Annotated in this window: 27 protein-coding genes; 6 read left to right on the top strand and 21 right to left on the bottom strand. The window is 71.8% G+C overall.

Going from position 1 to position 26,127, the window contains the following annotated elements; all coding sequences use genetic code 11:
* Positions 1 to 94: 94 nt before the first annotated feature.
* The 5 genes from gatB to RI578_RS11955 form a co-directional block, all read right to left on the bottom strand.
* Positions 95 to 1,609 carry an Asp-tRNA(Asn)/Glu-tRNA(Gln) amidotransferase subunit GatB gene (gatB, locus tag RI578_RS11935; RefSeq protein ID WP_121749322.1) on the bottom strand — a complete coding sequence of 505 codons (1,515 nt, stop codon included), beginning with the start codon at positions 1,607 to 1,609 and terminating at the stop codon, positions 95 to 97.
* Between the two features lie 15 nt (positions 1,610 to 1,624).
* Complete coding sequence (locus RI578_RS11940) at positions 1,625 to 1,864, bottom strand: hypothetical protein (RefSeq protein ID WP_121749321.1); 240 nt, start codon at positions 1,862 to 1,864, stop codon at positions 1,625 to 1,627.
* Positions 1,861 to 3,354: an Asp-tRNA(Asn)/Glu-tRNA(Gln) amidotransferase subunit GatA gene (gene gatA / locus RI578_RS11945; protein ID WP_310871062.1), complete on the bottom strand. Its 1,494-nt coding sequence runs from the start codon at positions 3,352 to 3,354 to the stop codon at positions 1,861 to 1,863. The genes RI578_RS11940 and gatA overlap by 4 nt, the downstream gene beginning before the upstream one ends.
* 5 nt (positions 3,355 to 3,359) lie before the next feature.
* Complete coding sequence (gene gatC, locus RI578_RS11950; protein WP_003973500.1) at positions 3,360 to 3,656, bottom strand: Asp-tRNA(Asn)/Glu-tRNA(Gln) amidotransferase subunit GatC; 297 nt, start codon at positions 3,654 to 3,656, stop codon at positions 3,360 to 3,362.
* A 191-nt stretch (positions 3,657 to 3,847) separates the two neighbouring features.
* Complete coding sequence (locus RI578_RS11955) at positions 3,848 to 4,219, bottom strand: DUF4267 domain-containing protein (protein ID WP_310871063.1); 372 nt, start codon at positions 4,217 to 4,219, stop codon at positions 3,848 to 3,850.
* Between the two features lie 85 nt (positions 4,220 to 4,304).
* Here RI578_RS11955 and RI578_RS11960 point away from each other — a divergent pair, with 85 nt between their 5' ends.
* The gene (locus tag RI578_RS11960; RefSeq protein WP_310871064.1) at positions 4,305 to 4,895 is read left to right on the top strand and encodes a TetR/AcrR family transcriptional regulator; all 591 of its coding nucleotides are present in this window, start codon (positions 4,305 to 4,307) and stop codon (positions 4,893 to 4,895) included.
* A 36-nt stretch (positions 4,896 to 4,931) separates the two neighbouring features.
* On the opposite strand, the gene RI578_RS11965 is transcribed toward RI578_RS11960, so the two are convergent.
* The 5 genes from RI578_RS11965 to RI578_RS11985 form a co-directional block, all read right to left on the bottom strand.
* Positions 4,932 to 7,160: a bifunctional diguanylate cyclase/phosphodiesterase gene (locus RI578_RS11965; protein WP_310871065.1), complete on the bottom strand. Its 2,229-nt coding sequence runs from the start codon at positions 7,158 to 7,160 to the stop codon at positions 4,932 to 4,934.
* Positions 7,161 to 7,419: 259 nt separating this feature from the next.
* Entirely contained in the window at positions 7,420 to 9,615 is a 2,196-nt protein-coding gene (gene ligA, locus RI578_RS11970; RefSeq protein WP_310871066.1) for an NAD-dependent DNA ligase LigA, read from the bottom strand.
* A 15-nt stretch (positions 9,616 to 9,630) separates the two neighbouring features.
* The gene (locus tag RI578_RS11975) at positions 9,631 to 10,632 is read right to left on the bottom strand and encodes a methionine synthase (protein WP_310871067.1); all 1,002 of its coding nucleotides are present in this window, start codon (positions 10,630 to 10,632) and stop codon (positions 9,631 to 9,633) included.
* Positions 10,633 to 10,837: 205 nt separating this feature from the next.
* On the bottom strand, positions 10,838 to 11,536 hold the full coding sequence (locus RI578_RS11980; RefSeq protein ID WP_310871068.1) for an SDR family oxidoreductase: 699 nt from the start codon (positions 11,534 to 11,536) through the stop codon (positions 10,838 to 10,840).
* A gap of 18 nt (positions 11,537 to 11,554) precedes the next feature.
* On the bottom strand, positions 11,555 to 12,094 hold the full coding sequence (locus tag RI578_RS11985; protein ID WP_310871069.1) for a TIGR00730 family Rossman fold protein: 540 nt from the start codon (positions 12,092 to 12,094) through the stop codon (positions 11,555 to 11,557).
* A gap of 102 nt (positions 12,095 to 12,196) precedes the next feature.
* Here RI578_RS11985 and RI578_RS11990 point away from each other — a divergent pair, with 102 nt between their 5' ends.
* Both RI578_RS11990 and RI578_RS11995 read left to right on the top strand, forming a co-directional pair.
* Positions 12,197 to 12,520, top strand: a complete 324-nt coding sequence (locus RI578_RS11990; RefSeq protein WP_310871070.1) for a DUF427 domain-containing protein — start codon at positions 12,197 to 12,199, stop codon at positions 12,518 to 12,520.
* Between the two features lie 83 nt (positions 12,521 to 12,603).
* Positions 12,604 to 13,383: an alpha/beta hydrolase gene (locus RI578_RS11995; protein ID WP_310871071.1), complete on the top strand. Its 780-nt coding sequence runs from the start codon at positions 12,604 to 12,606 to the stop codon at positions 13,381 to 13,383.
* A 25-nt stretch (positions 13,384 to 13,408) separates the two neighbouring features.
* On the opposite strand, the gene mnmA is transcribed toward RI578_RS11995, so the two are convergent.
* Entirely contained in the window at positions 13,409 to 14,539 is a 1,131-nt protein-coding gene (mnmA, locus tag RI578_RS12000; RefSeq protein ID WP_310871072.1) for a tRNA 2-thiouridine(34) synthase MnmA, read from the bottom strand.
* A gap of 60 nt (positions 14,540 to 14,599) precedes the next feature.
* Between mnmA and RI578_RS12005 the strand changes: the two genes are divergently transcribed.
* Positions 14,600 to 15,349: an N-acetylmuramoyl-L-alanine amidase gene (locus RI578_RS12005; RefSeq protein ID WP_310871073.1), complete on the top strand. Its 750-nt coding sequence runs from the start codon at positions 14,600 to 14,602 to the stop codon at positions 15,347 to 15,349.
* 3 nt (positions 15,350 to 15,352) lie between these two features.
* Here the strand turns inward: RI578_RS12005 and RI578_RS12010 are convergent, their stop codons facing one another.
* The 3 genes from RI578_RS12010 to RI578_RS12020 all read right to left on the bottom strand — a co-directional run bounded on the left by RI578_RS12010 (position 15,353) and on the right by RI578_RS12020 (position 17,109).
* Positions 15,353 to 16,522: a cysteine desulfurase family protein gene (locus RI578_RS12010; RefSeq protein WP_310871074.1), complete on the bottom strand. Its 1,170-nt coding sequence runs from the start codon at positions 16,520 to 16,522 to the stop codon at positions 15,353 to 15,355.
* A gap of 103 nt (positions 16,523 to 16,625) precedes the next feature.
* A complete protein-coding gene (locus RI578_RS12015) occupies positions 16,626 to 16,895 on the bottom strand; it encodes a DUF4190 domain-containing protein (protein ID WP_310871075.1) in 270 nt (89 codons plus the stop codon).
* A gap of 46 nt (positions 16,896 to 16,941) precedes the next feature.
* On the bottom strand, positions 16,942 to 17,109 hold the full coding sequence (locus RI578_RS12020) for a hypothetical protein (protein ID WP_121749306.1): 168 nt from the start codon (positions 17,107 to 17,109) through the stop codon (positions 16,942 to 16,944).
* 115 nt (positions 17,110 to 17,224) lie between these two features.
* Between RI578_RS12020 and RI578_RS12025 the strand changes: the two genes are divergently transcribed.
* On the top strand, positions 17,225 to 17,878 hold the full coding sequence (locus RI578_RS12025) for a TetR family transcriptional regulator (protein ID WP_310871076.1): 654 nt from the start codon (positions 17,225 to 17,227) through the stop codon (positions 17,876 to 17,878).
* 7 nt (positions 17,879 to 17,885) lie between these two features.
* On the opposite strand, the gene RI578_RS12030 is transcribed toward RI578_RS12025, so the two are convergent.
* Genes RI578_RS12030 through RI578_RS12040 form a run of 3 tightly spaced genes read right to left on the bottom strand, consistent with a single transcriptional unit; the run spans position 17,886 to position 20,559 of the window.
* Positions 17,886 to 18,875 carry a YafY family protein gene (locus RI578_RS12030; RefSeq protein ID WP_310871077.1) on the bottom strand — a complete coding sequence of 330 codons (990 nt, stop codon included), beginning with the start codon at positions 18,873 to 18,875 and terminating at the stop codon, positions 17,886 to 17,888.
* Positions 18,876 to 18,903: 28 nt separating this feature from the next.
* A complete protein-coding gene (locus tag RI578_RS12035) occupies positions 18,904 to 19,764 on the bottom strand; it encodes a thioesterase family protein (RefSeq protein WP_310871078.1) in 861 nt (286 codons plus the stop codon).
* Positions 19,765 to 19,824: 60 nt separating this feature from the next.
* Positions 19,825 to 20,559, bottom strand: coding sequence for a TioE family transcriptional regulator (locus tag RI578_RS12040; RefSeq protein WP_310871079.1), 735 nt, complete (start codon positions 20,557 to 20,559; stop codon positions 19,825 to 19,827).
* A 58-nt stretch (positions 20,560 to 20,617) separates the two neighbouring features.
* Here RI578_RS12040 and RI578_RS12045 point away from each other — a divergent pair, with 58 nt between their 5' ends.
* On the top strand, positions 20,618 to 21,835 hold the full coding sequence (locus RI578_RS12045) for an erythromycin esterase family protein (protein WP_310871080.1): 1,218 nt from the start codon (positions 20,618 to 20,620) through the stop codon (positions 21,833 to 21,835).
* 19 nt (positions 21,836 to 21,854) lie between these two features.
* Here RI578_RS12045 and RI578_RS12050 read toward each other — a convergent pair whose 3' ends face one another.
* The 4 genes from RI578_RS12050 to RI578_RS12065 form a co-directional block, all read right to left on the bottom strand.
* Positions 21,855 to 22,514 (bottom strand): trimeric intracellular cation channel family protein, encoded by a 660-nt coding sequence (locus tag RI578_RS12050; RefSeq protein WP_121749301.1) that lies wholly within the window; start codon positions 22,512 to 22,514, stop codon positions 21,855 to 21,857.
* Positions 22,515 to 22,584: 70 nt separating this feature from the next.
* A complete protein-coding gene (locus RI578_RS12055) occupies positions 22,585 to 23,907 on the bottom strand; it encodes a dipeptide ABC transporter ATP-binding protein (RefSeq protein WP_310875745.1) in 1,323 nt (440 codons plus the stop codon).
* Positions 23,908 to 23,930: 23 nt separating this feature from the next.
* Positions 23,931 to 25,028, bottom strand: coding sequence for an ABC transporter ATP-binding protein (locus RI578_RS12060; RefSeq protein ID WP_121749299.1), 1,098 nt, complete (start codon positions 25,026 to 25,028; stop codon positions 23,931 to 23,933).
* Positions 25,025 to 26,023, bottom strand: coding sequence for an ABC transporter permease (locus tag RI578_RS12065; RefSeq protein WP_310871081.1), 999 nt, complete (start codon positions 26,021 to 26,023; stop codon positions 25,025 to 25,027). Before RI578_RS12065 ends, RI578_RS12060 begins: the two co-directional genes overlap by 4 nt.
* Positions 26,024 to 26,127: the final 104 nt, after the last annotated feature.

Consider the following 26,127-nt stretch of genomic DNA (forward strand, 5'->3'; position numbering starts at 1 on the left):
ACGCGTTGTTCCCTACGAGTGATTCGTAGCCGAACGCCCGAGGGGTTGCACCCGACCGGGTGCAACCCCTCAGAACACGCGATGCCGGACCGGCTCAGCCCTCGCTGACGCCCAGCTTCTCCAGGATCAGCTCCTTGACGCGGGCCGCGTCCGCCTGGCCGCGGGTCGCCTTCATGACCGCGCCGACCAGGGCGCCGACCGCGGCCACCTTGCCGCCGCGGATCTTGTCCACGACGCCCTGGTTGCCGGCGATGGCCTCGTCGACGGCGGCGGTCAGCGCGCCCTCGTCGGAGACGACCTTCAGGCCGCGCTTGTCGACGACCTCGTCCGGCGTGCCCTCGCCGGCGAGGACGCCCAGGATGACCTGGCGGGCCAGCTTGTCGTTCAGGTCGCCCTTCGTGACCAGCTCGGCGACCCGCGCGACCTGCTCCGGCGTGATCGCCAGCTCGTCGAGCGACTTGCCCGACTCGTTGGCGCTGCGGGCCAGCTCGCCCATCCACCACTTCCGGGCGGAGGCCGCGTCGGCACCGGCGTCGATCGTGGCGACGATCGGGTCCAGCGCGCCGGCGTTCAGGATCGACTGCATGTCGTTGCCGGAGATGCCCCACTCCTCGCGGAGCCGGTTGCGGCGCACCAGCGGCAGCTCGGGCAGGGTGGCGCGGATCTCCTCGACCCACTCGCGCGAGGGGGCGACCGGCACCAGGTCGGGCTCCGGGAAGTACCGGTAGTCCTCGGCCTCCTCCTTCACGCGGCCCGAGGTCGTGGACCCCGTGTCCTCGTGGAAGTGGCGGGTCTCCTGGATGATCGTGCCGCCGTCGTTCAGCACGGCGGCGTGCCGCTGGATCTCGAAGCGGGCGGCACGCTCCACGGAGCGCAGCGAGTTGACGTTCTTGGTCTCGCTGCGGGTGCCGAACTTCTCCCGGCCGTGCGGGCGCAGCGACAGGTTCACGTCGCAGCGCATCTGGCCCATCTCCATGCGGGCCTCGGACACGCCGAGGGCACGGATCAGCTCGCGCAGCTCGCGGACGTAGGCCCGCGCGACCTCCGGGGCCCGCTCGCCCGCGCCCTCGATCGGCTTGGTGACGATCTCGATGAGCGGGATGCCGGCGCGGTTGTAGTCGAGGAGGGAGTGCGAGGCGCCGTGGATACGGCCCGTCGCGCCACCGACGTGCATCGACTTGCCGGTGTCCTCCTCCATGTGGGCGCGCTCGATCTCCACGCGGAAGGTCTCGCCGTCCTCCAGCTGCACGTCGAGGTAGCCGTTGAAGGCGATCGGCTCGTCGTACTGGGAGGTCTGGAAGTTCTTCGGCATGTCCGGATAGAAGTAGTTCTTCCGGGCGAAGCGGCACCACTCGGCGATCTCGCAGTTCAGCGCGAGACCGATCCTGATCGCCGACTCGACGCCGGTCGCGTTGACGACCGGGAGCGCACCGGGCATGCCGAGGCAGACGGGGCAGGTCTGGGTGTTGGGGTCGGCGCCCAGTGCGGTCGAACAGCCGCAGAACATCTTGGTGTGGGTGCCGAGTTCGACATGGACCTCGAGGCCCATGACGGGGTCGTACGACGCCAGCGCGTCCTCGTACGACACCAGGTCGGTCGTGGTGGTCACGGTGAAACTTCCCTCTCAGCCCAGCAGGACGTCGTCGTCGCCGAGACGCTTCAGCTCGCGGTACAGGATGGCGAGGTTGGTCACGACCGCCGCGCCGGTCACGACGGCGTCGAGCAGCCGCAGCGTGTCGCTCTCGCCCCGGGCCTTCTTGATCTGCTTGTACACCCCGACGGCGCCGAACGCCGACGTGGCCATCGAGACGTACAGGCCGGACTTGGAGCTCTTGAAGCCCTTGGCCTTGGTCAGTGCGCTCACAGCGACGGTGCCTCCTCGATCAGCGGGTGGCCCCACTTTTCCACGAAGGCGGCCTCGACCGCGGCGCCGACCTTGTACAGCCGGTCGTCCTTCATGGCGGGGGCGATGATCTGCAGACCCACCGGCAGGTTGTCCTCGGGTGCGAGGCCGCAGGGCAGCGACATGGCCGCGTTGCCCGCCAGGTTGGTGGGGATGGTGCACAGGTCGGCCAGGTACATCGCCATCGGGTCGTCGGCGCGCTCGCCGATCGCGAAGGCGGTGGTCGGGGTCGTCGGGGAGACGATCACGTCGACCTGCTCGAAGGCCTTCTCGAAGTCCCGCGTGATGAGGGTGCGGACCTTCTGGGCGCTGCCGTAGTACGCGTCGTAGTAGCCGGAGCTGAGGGCGTACGTGCCGAGCATGATGCGGCGCTTGACCTCGGGGCCGAAGCCGGCCTCGCGGGTCAGGGAGGTGACCTCCTCGGCGGAGTGCGTGCCGTCGTCGCCGGTACGCAGGCCGTAGCGCAGGCCGTCGAAGCGGGCGAGGTTGGAGGAGCACTCGGAGGGCGCGATCAGGTAGTACGCCGACAGCGCGAGGTCGAAGGACGGGCAGTCCAGCTCGACGATCTCCGCACCCAGTTCCTTCAGCAGCTCGACGGACTCGTCGAAGCGCTGGATGACGCCGGCCTGGTAGCCCTCGCCGCGGAACTGCTTGACGACGCCGACGCGCATGCCGGCGACGCTGCCGTTGCGGGCGGCCTCGACGACCGCGGGGACCGGGGCGTCGATGGAGGTGGAGTCCATCGGGTCGTGCCCGGCGATCACCTCGTGCAGCAGGGCCGCGTCCAGGACCGTGCGGGCGCAGGGGCCGCCCTGGTCGAGGGAGGAGGAGAAGGCCACCATGCCGTAGCGGGAGACGCCGCCGTACGTCGGCTTGACGCCGACCGTGCCGGTGACGGACGCGGGCTGGCGGATGGACCCGCCGGTGTCGGTGCCGATGGCGAGCGGGGCCTGGAAGGCCGCGAGGGCGGCGGAGGAGCCGCCGCCGGAACCGCCGGGGATCTTGGTGAGGTCCCAGGGGTTGCCGGTCGGGCCGTACGCGCTGTTCTCCGTCGAGGACCCCATGGCGAACTCGTCCATGTTGGTCTTGCCGAGGATGACGACGTCGGCGGCCTTCAGACGCTTGGTGACGGTCGCGTCGTACGGCGGGATCCAGCCCTCGAGGATCTTCGAGCCGACGGTCGTGGGGATGCCCTCGGTGGTGAAGATGTCCTTGAGCGCGAGCGGGACGCCGGCCAGCGGGCCGAGCTTCTCGCCGCGCTCGCGCTTCTCGTCGACGGCGCGGGCCTGGGCGAGGGCGCCCTCGCGGTCGACGTGCAGGAAGGCGTGCACCTTCTCGTCGACGGCCTCGATGCGGGCCAGGTGGGCCTCGGTGACCTCGACGGCCGTCAGCTCGCCGGAGGCGATCTTCGCGGCGATCTCGGCCGCGGTGAGCTTGATGATGTCGCTCATGGCGGTTACTCCTCCCCCAGGATCTGCGGCACCTTGAAACGCTGCTGCTCCTGGGCCGGGGCGCCGGAGAGCGCCTGCTCGGGCGTGAGCGACGGACGGACCTCGTCCGGCCGCATGACGTTCGTCAGCGGGAGCGGGTGCGAGGTCGGCGGTACGTCTTGGTCGGCGACCTCGCTGACGCGGGCGACCGCGCCGATGATGTCGTCCAGCTGTCCCGCGAAGTGCTCGAGCTCTTCGGGCTTCAGCTCCAGACGCGCCAGCCGGGCGAGGTGGGCGACCTCCTCGCGCGTGATGCCAGGCATGCAGCGTTCCTCTGGGGTGAGTGTGTGTGGTGTGGGCAAATCGGCTTTGGCAAGTCGGTTCGGGCCAATCCTATGGGGCCGGGCCCCGTGGCCGTTAAACGGTTTCCCCAGGGGCCGACTCGCGGCACCGCCCGGTTCCGGGTCCTCCCGCGCGGGAGTGACGACGCGGGAGGACGACGACAGGGTCGTGGTCAGACCAGGAAGAGCAGACCGGCACTGATCAGGATGACGACGGCGGTGGCGAAGTGGATACCGAAGGCCACGGCCTTCGCACCCCCGTGGCGCAGCACTATGAGCATGTCGCCGAGTGGCACGACGGCCACGCAGAGCATGAACCACGCCTCGGCGCGGGCGCCGGCGAAGGCCAGCAGAGCCAGGCCCACCAGACCGAACGTCCCGTCCCGTAGGCCCTTGATCGTCAGATAGGCGCCGGCGTCACCGGCGGGGTCGGCCGGGACGCCGTAGCCGGTGGCGGCGGGTCCGGGCCGGAACAGGAAGCGGTAACCGAGGAACACGCAGAACAGGTTGAGCACGACGGCCAGGGTGTACGCGGTGACGGTCACGATCTCTCCTCGCTAGCAGCGCTAGGAACACTGGCGACGCTAGCAGAGCGCCGACAGGATGGCTAGCGTTGCTAGAATCGCGGCCATGACGATCCAGACGCGCCGCGAGCGCGAACGAGCGGAACGCGAGCGGCTGATCGTGACGGCCGCGCGGGACCTGGCCGAGGCGGAGGGCTGGGACGCGGTCACCACCCGTCGGCTGGCCGCCGAGATCGAGTACAGCCAGCCGGTCCTGTACAGCCACTTCAAGGGCAAGGACGCGATCATGGCGGCGGTCGCGGTGCGGGGCTGTGAGGAACTCACGGTGGAACTGCGGGCGTCGGCCGCGGCGGCCGAGGGCGTACGCGAGAGGCTGGCGGCGGTCGGGAGGGCGTACACCGATTTCGGGCGGCGGCGGCCCGCGCTCTACGACGTGATGTTCACGCACCGGGTGGATCTGCCGTTCGCCACGCCCGAGGCTCCACCCGCCCTCCAGGAGGCGTTCGGTGAACTGCTGAACGCCGTCGAGCCCCTCGCCGCCGAGGGCGAGGACCCGGCGCTGCTCACGGAGACGTACTGGGCGGGCCTGCACGGGCTGGTGACCCTGATGCGCAGCGGCCGGCTACCGGAGCAGGCCCATGACCGGCGGCTCGCCCTGTTGATCGGGCGCTTCGCGCCGCGGGGCACCGCGCGCTGAGCGGAACGACCGGGGGGGCGCCGCCCGGCGGTCGGGTCACTCGTCGGTCGCCGCCGCGGGCAGTGCGGCGGCGGCCCGCACCCAGCCCCTGGATCCCCGGGCGAGCAGCCAGGCGGTGGTCTCCTCGGGCGGCATCGCGGCCGCGACCAGCCAGCCCTGTACGGCGTCGCAGCCGAGGTCGCGCAGCCGCTCCCAGGTCTCGTCGTCCTCCACGCCCTCGGCGACGACGAGCAGGCCGAGGGAGTGGGCGAGGTCGACGGTGCAGCGCACGATCTCGGCGTCCTCGGTGTCGATGGCCAGCCGGGCCACGAACGAGCGGTCGATCTTCAACTCGCTGACGGGCAGCCTGCGCAGGTGTACGAGGGAGGAGTAGCCGGTGCCGAAGTCGTCCAGGGACATCTTCACGCCGTGACCGGTCAGCGCGTTGAGGGTGTCGGCGGCGCGCTGCGGATCCTCCAGGAGGACGTGTTCCGTGATCTCCAGCTGGAGCGCTCCCGCGGGGACACCGTGCCGGGCCAGCCGGGCGGCCACCGCGCCCGCGAAGCCGGGGGTGTGGACGTCGCGCGGGGAGACGTTGACCGCGACCGGCACGAACAGGCCCTGGGAGCGCCAGCGGGCGACCTGTCCGAGCGCCGTCTCCAGCACGTACTCGGTGAGGTGCGGCATCAGCCCGGAGGACTCGGCGATCGCTATGAACTCGTCCGGCGGCACCTTGCCGCGCTCGGGGTGCACCCAGCGGACCAGGGCCTCAAGGCCCGCGACCTGTCCGTCGAAGCGGACCTTGGGCTGGTAGTGCAGCTCGACCTCGTGGGCGTCCAGGGCCCGGCGCAGGTCGCCCAGGAGCCCGAGGCGGTCCGGGGTGTTGGAGTCCCGCTTGGACTCGTAGACCTCGACGCCCGTACGGTCCCGCTTCGCCTGGTACATCGCCACGTCCGCGCGGCGCAGCAGCCCTTCGGCGTCCAGCGCGTGGTCGGGGAAGACGGCGACCCCGGCGCTGGCCTCCAGGACGAGGGTGAGCCCGTCGAGGTCCATCGGAGAGCTGAGCGCGGCGACCAGACCACGGGCGATCCGGGTCGCCGACGTGGTGGAGTCGGCGACGGGCAGTAAGACGGCGAACTCGTCGCCACCGAGCCGCGCGGCCTCCGCCCCGCGCGGCAGGGCCTGCCGCAGCCGGTCGGCGGTCTGCAGCAGCAGCCGGTCGCCGGCGAGGTGACCGAGTGTGTCGTTGACCGACCGGAAACGGTCGAGGTCGATCAGCATCAGGGCGGCGCGGGCGCCGATGCGCTCGGCGTCGTCCAGGGCGGCCCAGGTCCGCTCGAGGAGCCACTGCCGGTTGGGCAGGCCGGTGAGCGGGTCGCGCAGCTGCTCCTCGGCCCGGGCGCGGGCGATCCACAGGGTGGAGTCGAGGGCGATCAGCGGGATGGAGAACAGCGGCAGCAACAGCGGCTTGGCGACCGCGACCACGCAGACCAGCGGGGCGATGCCGAGCAGGGCGACGGCGACCAGGCCCTGTCTGACCAGGGCGGTGCGGGCGACGGTGGGCAGACCGACGCGCGGTGTCTGCAGATACCACAACAGGGCGCGGGTGACGGCGAGGTAGGCGACCGCGACGAGCACCACCTTGGGCGCCGCGTACACCCCCCAGGTGTTGGGGTCCCAGGGGTCCTCGACGGAGGGTACGGAGCCGCAGACACCCAGCAGCACGGCGCCCGCGGCGATGCCGAGGATGTCCACCGCGCCGTGCAGGACGCCCTGCCGCCAGCGGCCCCGGCGGGCTATGCCGACCAGGACGACGACGGTGAGGCTGACCATGCCGGCCGGAACCCAGCCGTACAGCAGCAGGACGGCGAGGGTGAGGGCGGCGCCGGAGCCGGTGCCGCCCCACCAGCGGGAGCGGCCGAGCATGACCAGGTGCCCGACGACGATGCCGGTCAGCACGGCCAGGGACCAGCCGGCGGTGCCGGACGGGAAGAGGGCGTGGCCGTCGGTGAACGCCCGGTAGAAACCGGCGCCCAGCACGAAGGCGGCGGCCGCGACGACCGCCGAGGGCAACGCCGGCCAGTGCAGGTGCCGTTCGCCGTCCGTGTCGTTGTCGGGCAGGACGGAGGCGTGGCGGTTGGCCGGCGGCCCGGAGCCGCGGGCGGCCGCCGAGGGATGCGGTGCGCCGGCACCGCGCTGCCCGAGCCACCGGCTCACGTGCCACGCGCCCACCATGCGACGCAGGCGCAGCCGTGAGCCCGCGGCGGCGCTCTCGGTCGGTTCCATTCCCGTCCCTCTCACAGCCGGCGGTGCCCACGCCACGCGGCCCGACGCCCGACATCCATCAACGGCTCCGCGTTGGAGAACCCTTCCCCCTGCCCCTCGGAGGCAGGGGGATGCCCCGACCGCAGCTGGGCACGGCAGGCGCACACCTCAACAGTAGGCCGCGGAAGGCTTCCAGGGGCACCGGTCGTCGACGGTTGCCCGAATGCGACCCGGCCACCCGTATGCATCTGGTATGCGCCGATCGGGTGGCCTTCAACCGCTATTCCTCAGCCGAAAGTGCGACGTCGGCCGCCGCTTCGGGTCCTTGTTCGAGCAGGACGGTGAATCCGTCCTCGTTCAGAACCGGCACCTTCAGTTGCATCGCCTTGTCGTACTTCGTCCCGGGGTTGTCACCGACCACGACGAAGGACGTCTTCTTGGAGACCGATCCGGTCACTTTCGCGCCCCTGCTCTGGAGGGCGTCCTTGGCCCCGTCCCGGGTGGAGTTCTCCAGGGTGCCGGTGACGACGACGGTGAGCCCCTCGAGCGGGCGCGGCCCCTCGTCCTCCCCCGTCGACCGGTCCTCCAGCGGGACTCCGGCCGCCTTCCACTTGCGGACGATCTCGCGGTGCCACTCCTCGGCGAACCACTCCTTGACCGCGGCGGCGATGGTGTCGCCCACCCCGTCCGCGAGCGCCAACTCCTCCTCGGTGGCCTGCTCGATGCGGTCGAGGGAGCGGAACTCCCGGGCGAGGGCCTGAGCGGCGACGGGTCCCACGTACCGGATGGAGAGCCCGTTGAGGAAGCGGGCGAGCGGGCGGGTCTTGGCCTCCTCGATGTGCTTGAGCAGCGCGAGGGTGTTCTTCTTCGGCTCGCCCTCCTTGTTGGCGAAGACCGTGACGATCTTCTCCTCGCCGGTCTTGGGGTCGCGCTTGGGCAGTCCGCTGTCCGGGTCGAGGACGTACGCCTTGATGGGCAGCAGCTTCTCGACGGTGAGGTCGAAGAGGTCGCCCTCGTCCACCAGCGGCGGCCGGGGCGGCTCCAGCGGCCCGGTCAGCGCGGCCGCCACGACACCGCCGAAGTGCTCGATGTCCAGGCACTCCCGGCCGGCGAGGTAGGAGACCCGCTCGCGCAACTGGGCGGGGCAGGTGCGGGCGTTGGGACACCGCCGGTCGATGTCCCCCTCCTTCATCGCCTTCAGCGGCGTCCCGCACTCGGGGCACTCGGCCGGCATGACGAACTCGCGCTCGCTGCCGTCCCGCAGGTCGGCGACCGGGCCGAGGATCTCCGGGATCACGTCACCGGCCTTGCGCAGCACCACGGTGTCGCCGATGAGCACACCCTTGGCCTTGACGACCTCCTGGTTGTGCAGGGTGGCGAACTCGACCTCGCTGCCCGCCACGGTGACCGGCTCGACCTGCGCGTACGGAGTGACGCGGCCGGTGCGGCCGACGCCCACCTTGATGTCGACGAGCTTGGTGTTGACCTCCTCCGGCGCGTACTTGTACGCGATGGCCCAGCGCGGCGCCCGGGCCGTGGAGCCGAGCCGTCCCTGGAGGCGGATCTCGTCGAGCTTGACGACGACACCGTCGATCTCGTGCGCCACGGAGTGCCGGTTCTCGCCGTAGTACGCGATGAAGTCCCGTACGCCGTCGAGCCCGTCGACCACCCTGTTGTGCGGGGAGGTGGGCAGGCCCCAGGTCTTCAGGAGGTCGTAGGCCTGGGAGAGGCGGGTCATGCCCTTGAAGCCCTCCAGGACGCCGATGCCGTGGACCACCATGTGCAGCGGGCGGGTGGCGGTGACGCGCGGGGCCTTCTGGCGCAGCGAACCGGCCGCCGCGTTGCGCGGGTTGGCGAAGGGCTTGTCACCGGCCGCGTTCAACCGGGTGTTGAGCTCCTGGAACTTCTCCATCGGGAAGTAGACCTCGCCGCGGATCTCCACGAGGTCGGGGACCTCGTCCCCCTTGAGACGCTCCGGGATGTCGGCGATGGTGCGGACGTTGGGTGTGATGTCCTCGCCGGTGCGGCCGTCGCCGCGGGTGGCCGCGCGGACGAGACGGCCGCGCTCGTAGGTGAGGTTGACGGCGAGTCCGTCGACCTTCAGCTCGCACAGGAAGTGGTACTCCTGCTCGCCCAGCTCCTTGGCGATCCGCTCGGTCCAGGCGGCCAGCTCTTCGTCGTTGAAGGTGTTGTCGAGGGAGAGCATGCGTGACCGGTGTTCCACGGCCGTGAACTCGGTCTCGTAGGAGCCGGCGACCTTCTGGGTCGGGGAGTCCGGGGTGCGCAGCTCCGGATACTCCTCCTCCAGCTCCTCCAGGGAACGCAGCAGCCGGTCGAAGTCCGCGTCGCTGACGACGGGGGCGTCCTTCACGTAGTACCGGAAGCGGTGCTCCTCGATCTGCTCAGCGAGCTGCACGTGCTTCTCGCGCGCCTCGGCGGGCACGCTCGTCGTCTCCGCTTGCTTGTCGCCGGCCACCGTGTGGTCCTCCCGTTACTCTGGGTTGTCCGCGAGGGATCTCGCCGCCCGAACGCAGTGGGCGAGCGCCCGGCGGGCGTAGTCGGGGGACGCGCCCGCGAGTCCGCACGTCGGCGTGACGGTGACCGCCTCCGCGAGAAGCCCCGGACGCAGCCCCAGCCTGCGCCACAGCGTTCTGACACCCATGACGCTACCGGCAGGGTCTGACAATGCGGTGTCCGTGCCCGGGACGACACCGGCGAACAGCCGGGTGCCGCCCTCGACCGCTTCGCCGATCGCGTCGTCGTCACGCTCGGTGAGGAGCGAGAAGTCGAAGGAGACACCCGCGACGCCCGCCCGGCGCAGCAGGGCGAACGGCACGTCCGGTGCGCAGGAGTGGACCACGACGGGGTCGCCGCCCTGCACCCCGGCGACGTCACGGAGGGCGGCCTCGACGACCTGGCGGTCGACGGCCCGGTGGGTGCGGTAGCCGCTGGCGCTCCGTACCTGGCCGCGCAGTACGGCGGTGAGGGACGGCTCGTCGAGCTGGAGCGCGATCCGGGCGCCGGGCACGCGGCGCCGGACCTCGGCGAGGTGCAGGCGCAGGCCCTCGGCGAGCGAGGCCGCGAGGTCGCGGGACGCGCCGGCGTCGGAGAGGACCGCCTCGCCGTTGCGCAGTTCCAGGGCGGCGGCGAGCGTCCAGGGGCCGACGGCCTGGACCTTCAGCGGTCCCTCGTGGCCCTGGGTGAACTCCTCCAGGGCGTCGAGGTCCTCCCCCAGCCAGGCCCGGGCCCGCTTGGTGTCCCGTCCCGGCCGGTCGCCGAGCCGCCAGCCACTGGGCTCCACGCGCGCGTACAGCTCGACGAGCATCCCGGCGGTGCGGCCGATCATGTCGGCGCCGGGGCCGCGGGCGGGCAGTTCGGGGAGGAAGGGGAAGTCCTCGAAGGTGCCGGTGCTTGTTTTCGCGGCCTCGCGGGCGTCGGTTCCCGGCAGGGAGCCGATGCCCGTGGCGGGGCCGAGGCGGGGGTTGTCGTTCACGGGGGAAGCGTACGCAGGTCTCCGACGGTGGGGTGGGGTGGTTGCCGGTCGGTTGTCGGTCGGGGCGGGCTGGTTTCGCCCACGCCGCCCCTTCCCGTCCCGTCCCCGGGGGCTGCGCCCCCGGACCCCCGCTTTCGGCCTTGACGGCCTCGTCCTCAAACGCCGGACGGGCTGGGTGAACCCGGCCCGGCGTTTCAGGGGGGACTCAGCGTCCCGGGCGGACCGTCAGGTCGTTGACCTCCGCGTCCCTGGGCAGGTCCAGGGCCATCAGGATCGTCGTGGCGACCGACTCGGGGTCGATCCACTTGGCGGGGTCGTACTCCTTGCCCTCCTGCCGGTGGACCTTGGCCTGCATGGGGCTGGCGGTGCGGCCGGGGTAGACCGAGGTGACGCGGACGCCGTTCGCGTGCTCCTCCTGGCGCAGGGCGTCGGCCAGGGCCTTCAGGCCGTGCTTGGAGGCGGCGTACGCGGACCAGTCGGCGTGGGCGTTGAGACCGGAGCCGGAGTTGACGAAGAGCACGTGGCCCTGGGCGACGCGGAGCTGGGGCAGGAAGAGGCGGGTCAGCTCGGCGGGCGCGACCAGGTTGACGTTGAGCTGGTTGCGCCAGGCCTTGGGGGTGAGGTCGCCGACCGGACCGAGGTCGACCACCCCGGCGATGTGCAGCAGCGAGTCAACGCGACCGGGCAGGGTCTGGTGCGAGAAGGCCCAGGAGAGCTTGTCCGGGTCCGCCAGGTCGCCGACCAGCGTCTTCGCACCGGGGAACGCGGCCGCCAGTTCCTTCGCCCGGCCCGCGTCACGCGCGTGCAGCACGACCTCGTCGCCGCGTTCGTGCAGGCGGCGGGTCACGGCCGCGCCGATGCCGGAGCCCGCTCCGGTGATCACATGTGTAGCCATGCCCGCCATGCTCGCATCACCGGCGGGTCACTCGATGCCCTGGCTCTCCTCCAGGTAGGCGAGCGCCCCGACCGGCTCCTCGGCGAAGAACACCAGCTCGGTGAGGGGGCGGGGCAGGAAGCCCTCGTCCTCCATGCGGCGGAACTGCTCCTTGAGTCCGTCGTAGAAGCCCGCCGTGTTGAGCAGGACGACGGGCTTGTCGGTGTGCCCGTGCTTCTTCAGCTCCAGGATCTCCGTCGCCTCGTCCAGCGTGCCGGTGCCGCCCACCATGATCACCACGGCGTCGGCCTTCTCCAGCAGGAGCCGCTTGCGCTCGGCGAGGTCCCCCGCGATCACCATCTCGTCGGCGCCCTCGCGCGCCTTGGCCGCCAGGAAGTCGACCGAGACCCCGAGCAGCCGCCCGCCGGACTCCTGCACGCCGTCGGCGACCACCTTCATCAGCCCGACGTCGGAGCCGCCCCACACGAGGGTGTGACCGCCCTTTCCGAGCAGCTCGGCGAACTCCTTCGCGGGGCGCGTGTAGCGCTCGTCGAGGTCGGCGGCGGAGAGGAAGACGCAGATGTTCATGGGGCAACGGTACGTTCGGCGCGCCACGGGGAAGAACCCGGCTTCCGGTCGCGCTGTCATCAGGAGAAGCGTCAGAAGAGCCGGCTACCGAGGAGGACGATCGTGACCAAGGGACACCGCATCACCGTCGAGCGCAGCGACCGGCACGTGCGCGTGGTGCACGGCGAGCAGCTCCTGGCGGAGAGCGACCGGGCGCTCGTCCTGCGGGAGACGGGCTGTCCGGAGCGCTACTACATCCCGTCCGAGGACGTCAGGCTCGGCCTGCTGACGCCGTCCGGCACGCACACGCACTGCCCCTTCAAGGGCGACGCGTCCTACTGGTCGCTGCCGGACGCGGCGGACGTCGTCTGGGCGTACCCGGACCCGAAGCCGGAGGTGGCGGAGATCAAGGACCACCTCTGCTTCTACGAAGTCGAGGTTTCCTGACCGCTTGGTGTCCTGACCGCTTCGTGTCCTGAGCATCGTGTCCTGAGCGGTGAATCGCGTGCCGTAGGGCAGTCTGCACAGGCATGGAGAAGAAGACTCTTTCGCGCGACGGCACGCGCATCGCCTACGAACGCAGCGGGCAGGGGCCCTCGGTCGTCCTCGTCAGCGGCGCCATGTCGACGGGCGCCACGGTCGCGCCGCTGGCCGCGGAGCTGTCGGCGCGTCTCGACGTCACCGTGTACGACCGCCGGGGCCGCGGCGCGAGCGGTGACACGGAGCCCTACGCGGTGGAACGCGAGGTCGAGGACCTTGCCGCGCTGATCGAGGCGGTGGGCGGCGAGGTGTCGCTGTACGGCATGTCGTCGGGCGGCGCGCTGGTGCTCCGGGCGGCGGCGAGCGGGCTGCCGGTACGCCGGGTGGCCGTGTACGAGGTGCCGTACGCCATGGACGACGCCGCCGCGCGGGCCGCCGCGGAGTACACCGAGCGGCTGGCCGAGGCGCTGGGGCAGGGGCGGCGCGGGGACGCGGTGGAGCTGTTCCTGCGGTTCACCGGCCTGGGGGAGGAGATGATCCAGGGCGCCCGCCAGTCCCCGATGTGGGCGGGCCTGGAGTCGGTCGCGCCGAGTCTGGCGTACGACGACGCGGTGATGGGCGACAGCCGGGTGCCCCGGTCCGGGCTCGCCTCGGTCACCGCTCCCCTGCTGGCCCTGGCGGGCGGCGCGAGCGACGCGTGGTGGCACGAGGCCGCCCGCGCGATCGCGGAGGCGGCCCCCGGCGGCACGTACGGCACCGTGGCGGGCCAGACCCACATGGTGGAGCCGGGTGTGCTGGCGCCGGTGCTGACGGAGTTCTTCGCGGCGTGAGCGGAGCGGGGCGTCGTTACGCGGCTCAGGCCACACCGGCCGTCGCGCGCGTGGTGGACGCGATGGTCGCCGAGCCCACCACGCGGGTGCCGTCGTACAGCACGATCGCCTGGCCGGGGGCGACGCCGCGCACCGGCTCCCGGAACGACACCTCCAGGGCGCCGTCGACCACTTCGGCCCGTACCTCGGTCTCGCCGCCGTGGGCGCGGAGCTGGGCCGTGTAGGTGCCGGGGCCGGTCGGGGCGGCGCCGCACCAGCGGGGCTTGATCGCCCGCAGTCCGTTGACGTCGAGGGCGTCCGCGGGGCCGACCGTCACCGTGTTGGTCACCGGGGAGATGTCCAGGACGTAGCGGGGCTTGCCGTCGGGGGCCGGGGTGCCGATGCGGAGGCCCTTGCGCTGGCCGATGGTGTAGCCGTACGCGCCCTCGTGGGTGCCGAGGCGGTTGCCCGCCTCGTCGACGATGTCGCCCTCGGAGCGGCCCAGCCGGTCGGCGAGGAAGCCCTGGGTGTCGCCGTCGGCGATGAAGCAGATGTCGTGCGAGTCGGGCTTCTTGGCGACCGCCAGATTCCGGCGCTCGGCCTCCGCGCGGATCTCGTCCTTGGTGGTGAGGGTGTCGCCGAGCGGGAACATCGCGTGCGCGAGCTGCCGGTCGTCGAGCACGCCGAGGACGTAGCTCTGGTCCTTGGCCATGTCGGAGGCGCGGTGCAGCTCACGTGTGCCGTCGGCCCGCCGGATCACCTGGGCGTAGTGGCCGGTGCAGACGGCGTCGAAGCCGAGGGCGAGCGCCTTGTCGAGCAGCGCGGCGAACTTGATCTTCTCGTTGCAGCGCAGGCAGGGGTTCGGGGTGCGGCCGGCCTCGTACTCGGCGACGAAGTCCTCGACCACGTCCTCCCGGAAGCGGTCGGCGAGGTCCCACACGTAGAAGGGGATGCCGATGACGTCCGCGGCACGGCGGGCGTCCCGGGAGTCCTCGATGGTGCAACAGCCCCGCGCGCCCGTGCGGAAGGACTGCGGGTTCGCGGAGAGAGCGAGGTGGACGCCGGTCACGTCGTGCCCCGCCTCGGCCGCGCGGGCGGCGGCGACGGCGGAGTCGACTCCGCCCGACATGGCGGCGAGGACGCGGAGGGGGCGGGTGCGCTGCGGGGTCTCAGTCATAACCCTTCCAGGGTACGGGGAGGCGGGAACCGGAGCGCGCGAGTATGCGTTGAAGATCGCATGGGGGCGAAGCACGAATCCAGAAGCGCATCCACCGGTGGCTCCGGCAAGGGACCCGCCGGCGGGTCCACCGGCGGGTCCAAGGACGCGGACCGGCGCATCGGCCGTCGCGCGCTGATCGTCGGCGGCACGGCGGCGGCTGTGGGCACGGCGGCGCTGGCCCGCGACGAGCTGGCCCGCCTGTGGTGGCGCGTACCGGGAGTCGAGCGGCCCCGCGAGGCGGGCGCGGTCGACTACGGCGGCGCGCGGTGGGTGGCGGCGTCGGACGAGAACTGGCGGCGTGCCGACCGGCCCGACGACTTCGGCGTCGACATGGTGATCGTCCATGTCACGCAGGGCAGCTTCGCGAGCGCGGTCAGGGCGTTCCAGGATCCGGGGCACAAGGCGGCCACGCACTACATCGTCGGGCAGGACGGACGCGTCACCCAGATGATCCGCGAGCTGGACGTGGCCTACCACGCGGGCAACCGCGACTACAACGAGCGCAGTGTCGGCATCGAGCACGAGGGCTTCGTCGACCGTCCGCAGGACTTCACCGACGAGATGTACGCCGCCTCCGCGCGTCTGACGGCGGGGATCTGCGCGCGGTACGAGATACCCCTGGACCGCGAGCACATCATCGGCCACGTGGAGGTGCCGGGCACCGACCACACCGATCCGGGGCCGCACTGGGACTGGGACCGGTACCTGAAGCTGGTGCGGCGGGCGGCCACGAGTACCCCCTCCCCCAGCGCCTCCAAGAGCGCCTGACCCCTACGTCAGCCCCGCCGCCCGGGCCCGTTCCACCGCGGGGCCGATGGCCTTGGCGAGCGCCTCGACGTCCGCCTCCGTGGAGGTGTGACCGAGGGAGAAGCGCAGCGTGCCGCGGGCCAGCTCGGGGTCGGTGCCGGTGGCCAGCAGGACGTGGCTGGGCTGGGCGACGCCCGCGGTGCAGGCGGAGCCGGTGGAGCACTCGATGCCCTGGGCGTCGAGCAGGAGGAGCAGGGAGTCGCCCTCGCAGCCGGGGAAGGTGAAGTGGGCGTTGGCCGGGAGCCGGCCCTCCGGTGCCGGGTCGCCGCCGAGGATCGCGTCCGGCACCGCCGTACGGACCGCGTCGACCAGGTCGTCGCGCAGGGTGCCGATCTCGCGGGCGAACCACTCGCGCTGCTCGGCGGCGAGGCGGCCGGCGACCGCGAAGGAGGCGACGGCGGGGACGTCGAGGGTGCCGGAGCGGACGTGGCGTTCCTGGCCGCCGCCGTGCAGGACCGGTACGGGGCTGTACTCGCGGCCCAGGAGCAGCGCGCCGATGCCGTAGGGGCCGCCGATCTTGTGGCCGGAAACCGTCATCGCGGCGAGCCCGGAGGCGGCGAAGTCGACCGGGAGCTGACCGATCGCCTGGACCGCGTCGGCGTGCAGCGGCACGTCGAACTCGGCGGCCACGTCGGCGAGTTCACGGACCGGCATGATCGTGCCGATCTCGTTGTTGGCCCACATCACGGTGGCGAGGGCCACGTCGGCGGGGTCGCGGGCGATGGCCTCGCGCAGCGCCTCCGGATGGACGCGGCCGTGGGCGTCGACCGGCAGGTACTCGACCGTGGCGCCCTCGTGCTCGCCGAGCCAGTGGACGGCGTCGAGGACCGCGTGGTGCTCGACGGGGCTGGCCAGGACCCGGGTGCGGGCCGGGTCGGCGTCGCGGCGGGCCCAGTACAGGCCCTTGACGGCGAGGTTGTCGGCCTCGGTGCCGCCGGCGGTGAGGACCACCTCGCTGGGGCGGGCCCCGAGGGCTTCGGCGAGCGTCTCGCGGGCCTCCTCGACGGTGCGCCGTGCGCGGCGGCCGGACGCGTGGAGGGAGGAGGCGTTGCCGGTGACGCTCAGGTGCGCGGTGAGTGCCTCGACTGCCTCGGGAAGCATCGGGGTGGTCGCGGCGTGGTCGAGGTAAGCCATGGTGCGGCCGATTCTACGGGGCGGTGCCGCCCGGCCTCAGATCAAGGTTGGCCTCTTCGCCAGCCGTCCACGCTGCGGTGGGTCACAGGGTCCGCGGCGCGACTCAAAGGCTCCACGACATCGTGTCGTCCGCGGCCATGAACGCCACCAGGACCAACAGGTCGGCGACGCCCAGTCCGAGGCCGAGGAGGGCCCGGCCGCGGCGGGCGGTGCCGCGCCACAGGGCGACGCTTGCCAGGGCGATGGCCATCGGGCCGAGGAAGACGTTGAGGACGAGCAGACCGAGCAGGCCGAGGACGAAGGAGGCGACGGCCATGCCGTCGGTGTCCCGGATGCCGGTCCGGCGGGTGGTGGCCGGTGCGGTGAGCTGCATGGTGTTCTCCCTGCCGTGCGTCAGTGACATGCATCAGTGCCGTGCGTCAGTGGGCGGAGGTGCTCCGTCGGCGGCCGTGTCGCTCGCGGAGCGCGAAGATGCCGAGCCAGACGGCGATGACCAGGCCGACGGCGACGGAGAAGGTGAGCGGTGCGTGGGCGACGGTGCCCAGCATCACACCGAGGAGCAGGAGTGCGGCGACGAGAAACAGCATGGTGCGGATCCCCCAACCTTGGGTGAACGACTGTAGTTACACTTGTTCACTGACTTTCCAGTCTAGCGCGCCGCACGGCTTTTCAATTCCAGAGAACAGTTGTTAACTGCATGGTATGAGTCACACTCCCGGGGTTCGGCAGGCCCAGAAGCAGAAGACCCGGCAGGCGCTCCTGGACGCGGCCCTCGGACTACTGGAGGAGCAGAGCCTGAGCAGCCTGGGCCTGCGCGAGGTCACCCGCGCCGTGGGCGTCGCCCCCACCGCCTTCTACCGGCACTTCCCCTCCGTCGCCGACCTCGGCGTGGCGCTGGTCGAGGAAGCGCTGGGCAGCCTGCATCCGATGATCCGGACCACGGTGTCGCCGGTCGAGGACAGCGACGAACGCATCGCCCGCGCGGTCGAGTTGATCGCCGGCCATGTGGCCGCCCATCCCGCTCACGTCCGGTTCATCGCCCGTGAACGGCACGGCGGGGTCCAGCCGGTGCGGGACGCCATACGGGAGCAACTGGCCCGGTTCGCCCGGGAGGTGAAGGCCGAGCTGGCCAAGGACCCGGTGTCGGCCGGTTGGAGCGACGCCGACCTGCTGATGCTCGCGGGCCTGTACGTCGACCAGATGCTCGTCACGGGCTCCCTCTTCCTGGAGGCGCTGGAGGCCCAGGGCGATCAGGAGGCCCAGGAGGCTCAGGAGGAGGCGCGCAGGCGAGCCGCCGACACCGCGACCCGGCAGATGCGGCTGATCAGCATCGGCCGCAGGCACTGGCTGGACTGACAGGGCGTCAGTCGTCGGCGGACGGTCGGTACAGTTCCGCGACGGCCGCCGCGGCCCGGGCCAGCTCCTCGCGGGCCTCGGGAGGAGCGACCACCTGCACCCGGTCGGAGAACGCGAGCAGTCGCCGGACCTCGACCAGGGCGCCGTACGTCAGCCGCACGGTCGGCCACACGTCCGCCTCGTCCGCCTCGTCCGCGCGGACGTCCGCGGGCGGGGCGGTCAGGTACGCGGCGTTGAGGCGCAGGAACATGTCGAGGCGGTCGGGGCGGACCCGGACGGCGACCTCCAGCCCGTCGGGGCGCTCCTCGACCTCGCGGCGCAGTACCTCCCAGGCGTCGGCGAGTTCGACGCCCGGCCGGCGCCGTACGGGGTCGTCCAGGACGGTCGCCGCGCGCGTCCGGTCGGCGCGGAAGAGGCGGGGCCTGCCGCGCCGGTCGGCGACGAGGTACCAGACACCGGCCTTGGCCACGAGGCCGTACGGGTCGACGGTGTACGTCCGGGTCTCCCGCTCGCCGCTGTGCCGGTAGCGCAGGCGCAGGCGGCGGTCGGCGCAGACCGCGTCCCGCAGCGCGTCCAGGTCGACGGCCGACCCCGGCGCGCCCTTCCAGCGGGTGGCGTCGACGAGGATGCGGCGGGAGGCGGTCTCGGCGGCCGGCCGGTGCGGTTCCGGGAGTGCGGCCATCACCTTGCGCAGCGCCGAGCCGAGGGCGGCGTCCAGGCCGAGGGCGGCGTGCGCGCCCCGCGCGGCCAGGACGAAGAGGGCGCGTGACTCGTCGGCGGTCAGGCCGGTGACGTCGGTACGGAAGCCGGCGAGCAGCTCGATGCCGCCGTGCCGCCCGCGTTCGGCGTACACGGGGACGCCGGAGGCCGACAGCGCCTCGACGTCCCGGTAGACGGTGCGGACGGACGCCTCGAGACGCTCGGCGAGTTCGCGTGCGGGCACGCGGCCGCGGGTCTGCAGGAGCAGCAGGATCGACAGCAGGCGGTCGGACTTCACGGCACCAGCCTGCACCGGGGGCCGTGGGTCAGCCGAGCCGGGCCCGGGCGAGCTGGCGGGACTGGGCCACCAGTCGGTCGGCGCTGTCCCAGACCTCGGCGTCCTCCTCCAGGAAGCCGCCGGCGAGGTTGCGGGTGGCGATGGAGACGCGCAGGGGGCCCGGCGCCGGGCGGCACCGCACGTGCACGGTCAGCTCGACCGTCGGCACCCAGCCCTTGAGTCCCAGCTCGAAGGCGGTCGGGGGCAGCGCGTCCACCGCGAGGAGCATCGACAGGGGGTCGGCGTCGCGGCCGTCGGCGAGCCCGAACCAGGCCCGCATCTCACCCCGGCCGGAGGGCTGCCCGAGCGCCCAGCCCAGCGTCGCGGGGTCCAGCTTGAGCATCAGCCGGTCGGCGATGGCCGAGCTGCCCTCCACGGGGGCGGGGCCGTCCTGCGGGCCGAAGCACTGGTCCATCGGCGGGATCGCGGGCGGCGTCGCCGAGGTCCGGACGTCGTCGGGCAGCGTGTCGAGGTCGCCGTAGGAGGCGAGGACGCGGATGCGCTCGACCTCGTTGCCCTCGTCGTCGTACTGGAAGAGGGAGGCCTGGCCGGTGGAGAGGGTGCGCCCCGTGCGGACGGCCTCCGTGCGCACGACCGCCGGGCCCGGCCGGGAGGCGGTGAGGTAGTGCGCCGAGACGGTGAAGGGGTCGGGGTGCGGGAGGGCGTCCCCGAGGGCGCGGCCCAGCACCGCCAGCAGGTAGCCGCCGTTGACGGCGTTGATGATCGTCCAGCCGGCGGAGAGGTCGATGTCGTAGACACCCGGGGCACGCCGGGTGACGGTGGTGTCCCGGTCGAACTCGCTGTCACCGATGGTGGCCCGCGTGGCCGCTGCGGAGGCTGCTTCTGGCATGGCTGCACGGTACAACAGACAGGCTACTAAGCGGTAGCTTGTGACCTTCCGGTCAGGGCTTCACCCGCGCTCCCGGAGGTACGCCTCCAGCTCGGCGGCCCCCGCCAGCATCGCCCGACCACGGGCGGACACCCGGTCGTGCCAGTCGCGCAGGGTGGCCTCCAGCGGCTCCAGCCCGCCCGCGGACCGCACCTGCGCGATCACGGGGGCGATCTGCTCCAGCAGGTAGCCGCCCCGCCTGAGTTGGTGGGCCAGCCGGGCGTCCCGTACGTCGGCCTCGTCGTAGACGCGGTACCCGGTCAGCGGGTCGCGGCGTGGGCGGACCAGCCCGGCGCGCTCCCACTTGCGCAGCGTCGCGGGCCGGATGCCGAGTTCCGCAGCCAGCGGCCCGACGAACGTGCCGCCGGAACCGGACGCTGCCGCCCCCGGGGCGGGCACCGCGGTGGGCGCCAGGTCGCGCAACGCGCCCTCCACGGCCCGGAGTGTGCGCCGGTTGTCGAGCAGTTGGGCGTGGCTCTCGTCGATGAGCCGGTACGCCTCGTCCAGGGCCCCCCGGTTCACGGCCCGCATGATGGACGCCGCAGCCCGGTGGCCGTGGCCGGACACCAGGGCGAGGAACGCGCCCAGCGCCCGCGCGTGCAGCGGGGTGTAGGTGCGGTATCCGTGAGCCGTGCGACCGGCGTCCGGGAGGATGCCGGCCTCCTCGTAGTTCCTGACGGCCTGCGTGGACAGACCGTGCCCGCGGGCCAGGTCGATCGGCCTGAGCCTGCCACCGCTTTGAAGCTTTGGAGCCATGATCCGGACAATATCGCCGCAAAGCTTCAAGCGAAAGTTCAACGATACGGTTGAAGGCATGGCTAATGCTGGCATCAAGGACACCGCCCACCCCGTCGAGGCCGCCGCCGTCATGAGGCTGTTCCCCGCCCGGCCCCGGCTGCTCGCCCTGGGCGAGCCCGCCCATGGCGAGGACGCCCTGCTCGAAGTGCGCAACGACCTCTTCCGGCAGCTCGTCGAGCAGGAGGGCTACCGCACGATCGCGGTCGAGAGCGACTGCCTGATGGGCCTGGTCGTGGACGACTACGTCACCTCGGGCAGGGGCACCCTCGACGAGGTCATGGAGCACGGATTCAGCCACCCGGACCTCGGGCTCGGCGCGTCCGCGGCCAACCGCGAACTCGTGCGCTGGATGCGCGCCCACAACGACGGCCGGCCCGCGTCCGAGCGGCTCCGCTTCGCCGGTTTCGACGGCCCGCTGGAGATCACCCACGCCGCGAGCCCCCGGCAGGCACTCACCGCGCTCCACGACTACCTCTCGGCCCGGGTCGACACCGGTCTGCTCCCCTGCACCGCGGAAACGCTCGACCGCCTGCTCGGCTCCGACGAACGGTGGACCGAGCCCGCCGCGATGACGGACCCGGCCCAGTCCGTGGGACAGTCGGTCGAGGCCCGGGAGCTGCGGACGCTCGCCGAGGACCTGGTGTCGCTGCTCGACGAGCACGCGCCGCACCTGCTCGCGGCGACCTCCCGGGACGACTGGGAGCGGGCGTGCCTGTACGGACGCACCGCGACCGGCCTGCTGAGCTATCACCACTGGATGGCCGACACCTCGCCGGCCCGCATGAACCGGCTGCTGGGCGTGCGGGACCGGATGATGGCCCGCAACCTCCTCGCACTCGCCGCTCGGGGTCCGGCACTCGCCCACGCCCAGAACGCCCATCTCCAGCGGGAGAAGAGCACGATGCGGATGTGGCAGGGACCGGTGGAGTGGTGGGGCGCCGGCGCTCTGGTGAGCGCCCGGCTCGGTGAGGAGTACGCCTTCGTGGCCACGGCCCTCGGCACGATCCGGCACCAGGGGGTGGGCACCCCGCCACCGGACACGGTCGAAGGGCTCCTGTACGCGCTCCGGGAGGACCGCTGCGTCGTCGACGCGTCCCGGCTGGCCACCGCCCTCGGCGGCGCCCGGCCCGCGCCCCGCGTGTCCCCGTGGTTCGGCTACGCCTCGCTCGACCCGGCCCACCTGCCCGCGATCGACGGGGTGGTGTTCGTCAAGGACGTCCCGGACCGGCGCTGAACGGGTCGGAGCCGGGACCTCACTCCCCCTCCGTCACCGTCGATCGCCGGTTCCAGGCGCGCGGCGCTCGCCAGTGGAACCGCAGGGCGAGCAGGCGCAGGACGAAGGCCGTGACCACCGCGAGCCCCGTGGTGAACGAGCTCAGGGCGTCGTAGCGGATGCACAGGGCGACCATGGTGGCGCCGACGATCGCGGGGACGGCGTACAGGTCGCGGTCCCAGCGCAGCAGCGAGGGCACCTCGTTGGCCAGCACGTCCCGCAGTACGCCGCCGCCCACCGCGGTGGTCAGGCCCAGGCAGGCGGAGGCGGTCAGGCCGAGCCCGTAGTCGTACGCCTTGGTCGTGCCGGCGACGCAGAACAGGCCGAGCCCGGCCGCGTCGAAGATGTTCACGCCGGTCTGGAGGCGCTCCACATGGGGGTGGAGGAAGAAGACCAGCAGGGTGGCGAAGAGCGGGGTGATGAAGTACCCCAGGTCCGTGAAGGCCGCGGGCGGTACGGCGCCGATGACCAGGTCCCGGAACAGCCCGCCGCCCAGCGCGGTGACCTCGGCGAGGACGGCGATGCCGAACACGTCGAAGTTCTTGCGTACGGCCAGCAGCGCGCCGGAGATGGCGAAGACGAAGATGCCGACCAGGTCGAGCGTGTGCTGGACGGTGGGGGTGAAGAGTTGCTCGTACACCCCGACATTCTCACCTGCCGGTGAGCCCCCGCCTCACGAACGAAGGCGGGGGCTCACCGGCGGGGCGAGGTCACTTCTCCTTGGCGGGAGGCTCCTCGTCGGTGCTCTCGGCACTCTCGGTGCTCTCGGTGCTCTCGGTGCTCTCGGTGCTCTCGGCGCCCTTGGCGCCGGTCTCGTCGCCGGTCGGGGCGTCTTCGGCACGATCGGTGTCGGCCTCGACCTCCGCGGCCACCGCCGCCGAGGTCTGCGCCGACTCCGCCAGCGCCTTCTCGGACACCAGCTCCGCCGCCTCCTTGGCGTCGGAGAGCAGGACGACGTCCTGCGGGGCCTGGTCCTCGAAGTTCTCCGGGTGGTGGCAGGCCACCTGCTGACCGGGGCGCAGCTCCTTCAGCGGCGGCTCGGTCGTCTTGCAGATCTCCGTCGCCTTCCAGCACCGGGTGTGGAAGCGGCACCCGCTCGGCGGGGAGATCGGCGAGGGCACGTCGCCCTTGAGCAGGATGCGCTCGCTCTTGGTCGACTTGCGGGCCGGGTCCGGGATCGGGACCGCCGACATCAGCGCCTTGGTGTACGGGTGCATCGGCGTCTTGTAGAGCAGGTCACGGTCGGCCAGCTCCATGATCTTGCCGAGGTACATCACCGCGATCCGGTCCGAGACGTGCCGGACGACGGACAGGTCGTGCGCGATGATCACGTACGTCAGGCCCAGCTCGGTCTGGAGGTCGTCGAGCAGGTTGACGACCTGGGCCTGGATCGACACGTCGAGCGCGGAGACCGGTTCGTCGGCCACGACCAGCTTCGGGTTCAGCGCGAGCGCGCGGGCGATGCCGATGCGCTGGCGCTGACCGCCGGAGAACTCGTGCGGGTAGCGGTTGTAGTGCTCGGGGTTGAGACCGACCACCGACAGCAGCCGCTGCACCTCCTTCTTCACGCCGCCCTCGGGCTCGACGCCCTGGAGCTTGAAGGGGGCGCTGATGATCGTGCCGATGGTGTGGCGCGGGTTCAGCGACGAGTACGGGTCCTGGAAGATCATCTGCACGTCGCGGCGCAGCGGACGCATTCCGCCGACCCCGAGGTGGGTGATGTCCTTGCCCTCGAACTCGACCTTGCCCGCGGTCGGTTCGAGGAGGCGGGTGATCAGCCGGCCCATGGTCGACTTGCCGCAGCCCGACTCGCCCACGACACCGAGGGTCTCGCCGGACTTCACCTCGAAGTCGATGCCGTCGACGGCACGCACCGCGCCGACCTGGCGCTGCAGCAGGCCCTTCTTGATCGGGAAGTGCTTCTGCAGCCCGGTCACCTTCAGCAGGGTCTCGCCGGGGGCGGCGTCCTTGGTGAGGGTGGCGGTGCCGGCGGCCTCGCTCCGTGTGCCGTCGCTCTGCGCAGGGATGGCCACTGCTTCGTCCTTGGCGTTCTCGCTCACAGCTTCGGCGCAATCTCTTCGGTCCAGATACGCTCCCGCTGCTCCTGCGACATGTGGCAGGCGGCCCAGTGCTTGCTGCCGACCTCGGCCAGCTCGGGGCGGACCGTGCGGGTGACGTCGTCCTTGGGCACGTCGGCGTACGGGCAGCGCGGGTTGAAGGCGCAGCCGGACGGCAGGTTGATCAGAGAGGGCGGGGAGCCCTTGACCGGGATGAGGCGTTCCTGCTGGTCGCGGTCGAGCCGCGGCATCGAGCCGAGCAGGCCCCAGGTGTAGGGGTGCCGGGGCTCGTAGAACACCTTCTCCGCCGGGCCCCGCTCGACGCACCGGCCGCCGTACATCACCAGGAGGTCGTCGGCCAGTTCGGCGACGACGCCCAGGTCGTGGGTGATGATGATGACCGCGGAGCCGAACTCCGTCTGCAGATCGCGGATGAGGTCGAGGATCTGCGCCTGGACGGTCACGTCCAGGGCGGTCGTCGGCTCGTCCGCGATGAGCAGCTCGGGGTTGTTGACCAGCGACATCGCGATCATCGCGCGCTGGCGCATACCGCCGGAGAACTCGTGCGGGTAGCTGTCCACCCGCTTGTCCGGCTGCGGGATGCCGACGCGGTCGAGCATCTCCACGGCGCGGCGCTTGGCGGTCTTCTTGTCCACGTCGTGGTGGACGCGGTACGCCTCCACGATCTGCTGGCCGATCGTGTAGTACGGGTGCAGCGCGGACAGCGGGTCCTGGAAGATCATCGACATCTGCCGGCCGCGCAGCTTGCGCACCTCGTCGGGGTCGGCGGACAGCAGCTCGGTGCCGTCCAGCCAGATCTCGCCCGAGATCTGCGCCTTGCGCCTGCCGTACTGGCCGGCGGTGTGCAGGCCCATGATGCCGAGCGAGGTCACCGACTTGCCGGAGCCTGACTCGCCGACGATGCCGAGGGTCTTGCCCTTCTCCAGCTGGAAGCTGAGCCCGTCGACGGACTTGACCAGGCCGTCGTCGGTCGGGAAGTGCACCTTCAGGTCGCGTACTTCCAGGAAGGCCTTCGGTGTGGGCGAAGTACCGGTGGGCTCGCCCACGGCGGCTCCGCTCTTGCTGAGGTCGGTCATGCGAGCCTCACTCGGGGGTCGATCACGGCGTACAGGATGTCCACCACGAGGTTGGCGATCAGCACCGCGAGAGAAGTGATCAGGACGACGCCCAGGATAAAGGGCAGGTCCTGGTTCTGGATCGCGTCCAGCACCTTCTGACCGAGGCCGGGGAGGCTGAACGTGGTCTCGGTCAGGATCGCGCCGCCCATGAGGGCGCCGAGGTCCATGCCGAGCATGGTGAGCAGCGGGGTCAGGGTCGACCGCATGGCGTGCTTGCGGATGACGACCTGCTCCTTGAGGCCCTTGGCGCGCGCGGTGCGGATGTAGTCCTCGCCGAGGATCTCCATCATGGTGGCCCGGGTGATCCGGGCGTACATCGCGGCGTACAGGAAGGCCAGGGTGACCCAGGGCAGGATCATGCCGCCGAGCCAGCCGGTGAGGCTGTCCTCCAGGGGCACGAACTCACCGTTGATCCAGCCCAGTCCGTAGGAGAAGACCGCCAGGCTGAGCAGACCGGTGAAGTAGATGGGGAGGGAGACGCCCGCCAGCGCGACGACCATCGCGCCGCGGTCCCACAGGGTGCCCCGCTTGAGCGCGGAGAGCACACCGGCGGCGAGACCGAAGATCAGCCACAGGACGGCCGCACCGAGCGCGAGAGCCAGGGTCACCGGGAAACGCTCGGTCAGCACCGGCCAGACGGACTGCTCGGTGCGGAAGGAGTAGCCGAAGCACGGCGCGGAGCAGTTGGTGACGTCGCCGCCGGCCGCGTAGGTGCGGCCCGCGAAGATGCCCTTGAAGAACTCCCAGGCCTGGACGAAGACCGGGTCGGCCAGACCCAGCTTCTGTCGCACACCCTCGACGGCGGCGGGGTCCGCCTGCTTGCCCACGAAGCTCAGGGCGACGTCGACACCGGCCCACTTGGGGACGAGGAAGAAGATGCCGAAGACCACCAGAATGATGACCACCAGCATCACTGCGGCGGCGAACAGCCGCCTGATGAGATAAGCGAGCACGGGTTGCGGCCCGCTGCGGATCGCGGGCCGCCGGAGGTCTTCCGGCGGCCCACGGTCACGCCGCGCCGGCCTTCACCTGCCTTTCGTGCCGTACGGCGGGTGTA

The organism is Streptomyces sp. BB1-1-1 (genome assembly GCF_031597775.1).
In the GTDB taxonomy this organism is placed as follows: domain Bacteria; phylum Actinomycetota; class Actinomycetes; order Streptomycetales; family Streptomycetaceae; genus Streptomyces; species Streptomyces thinghirensis.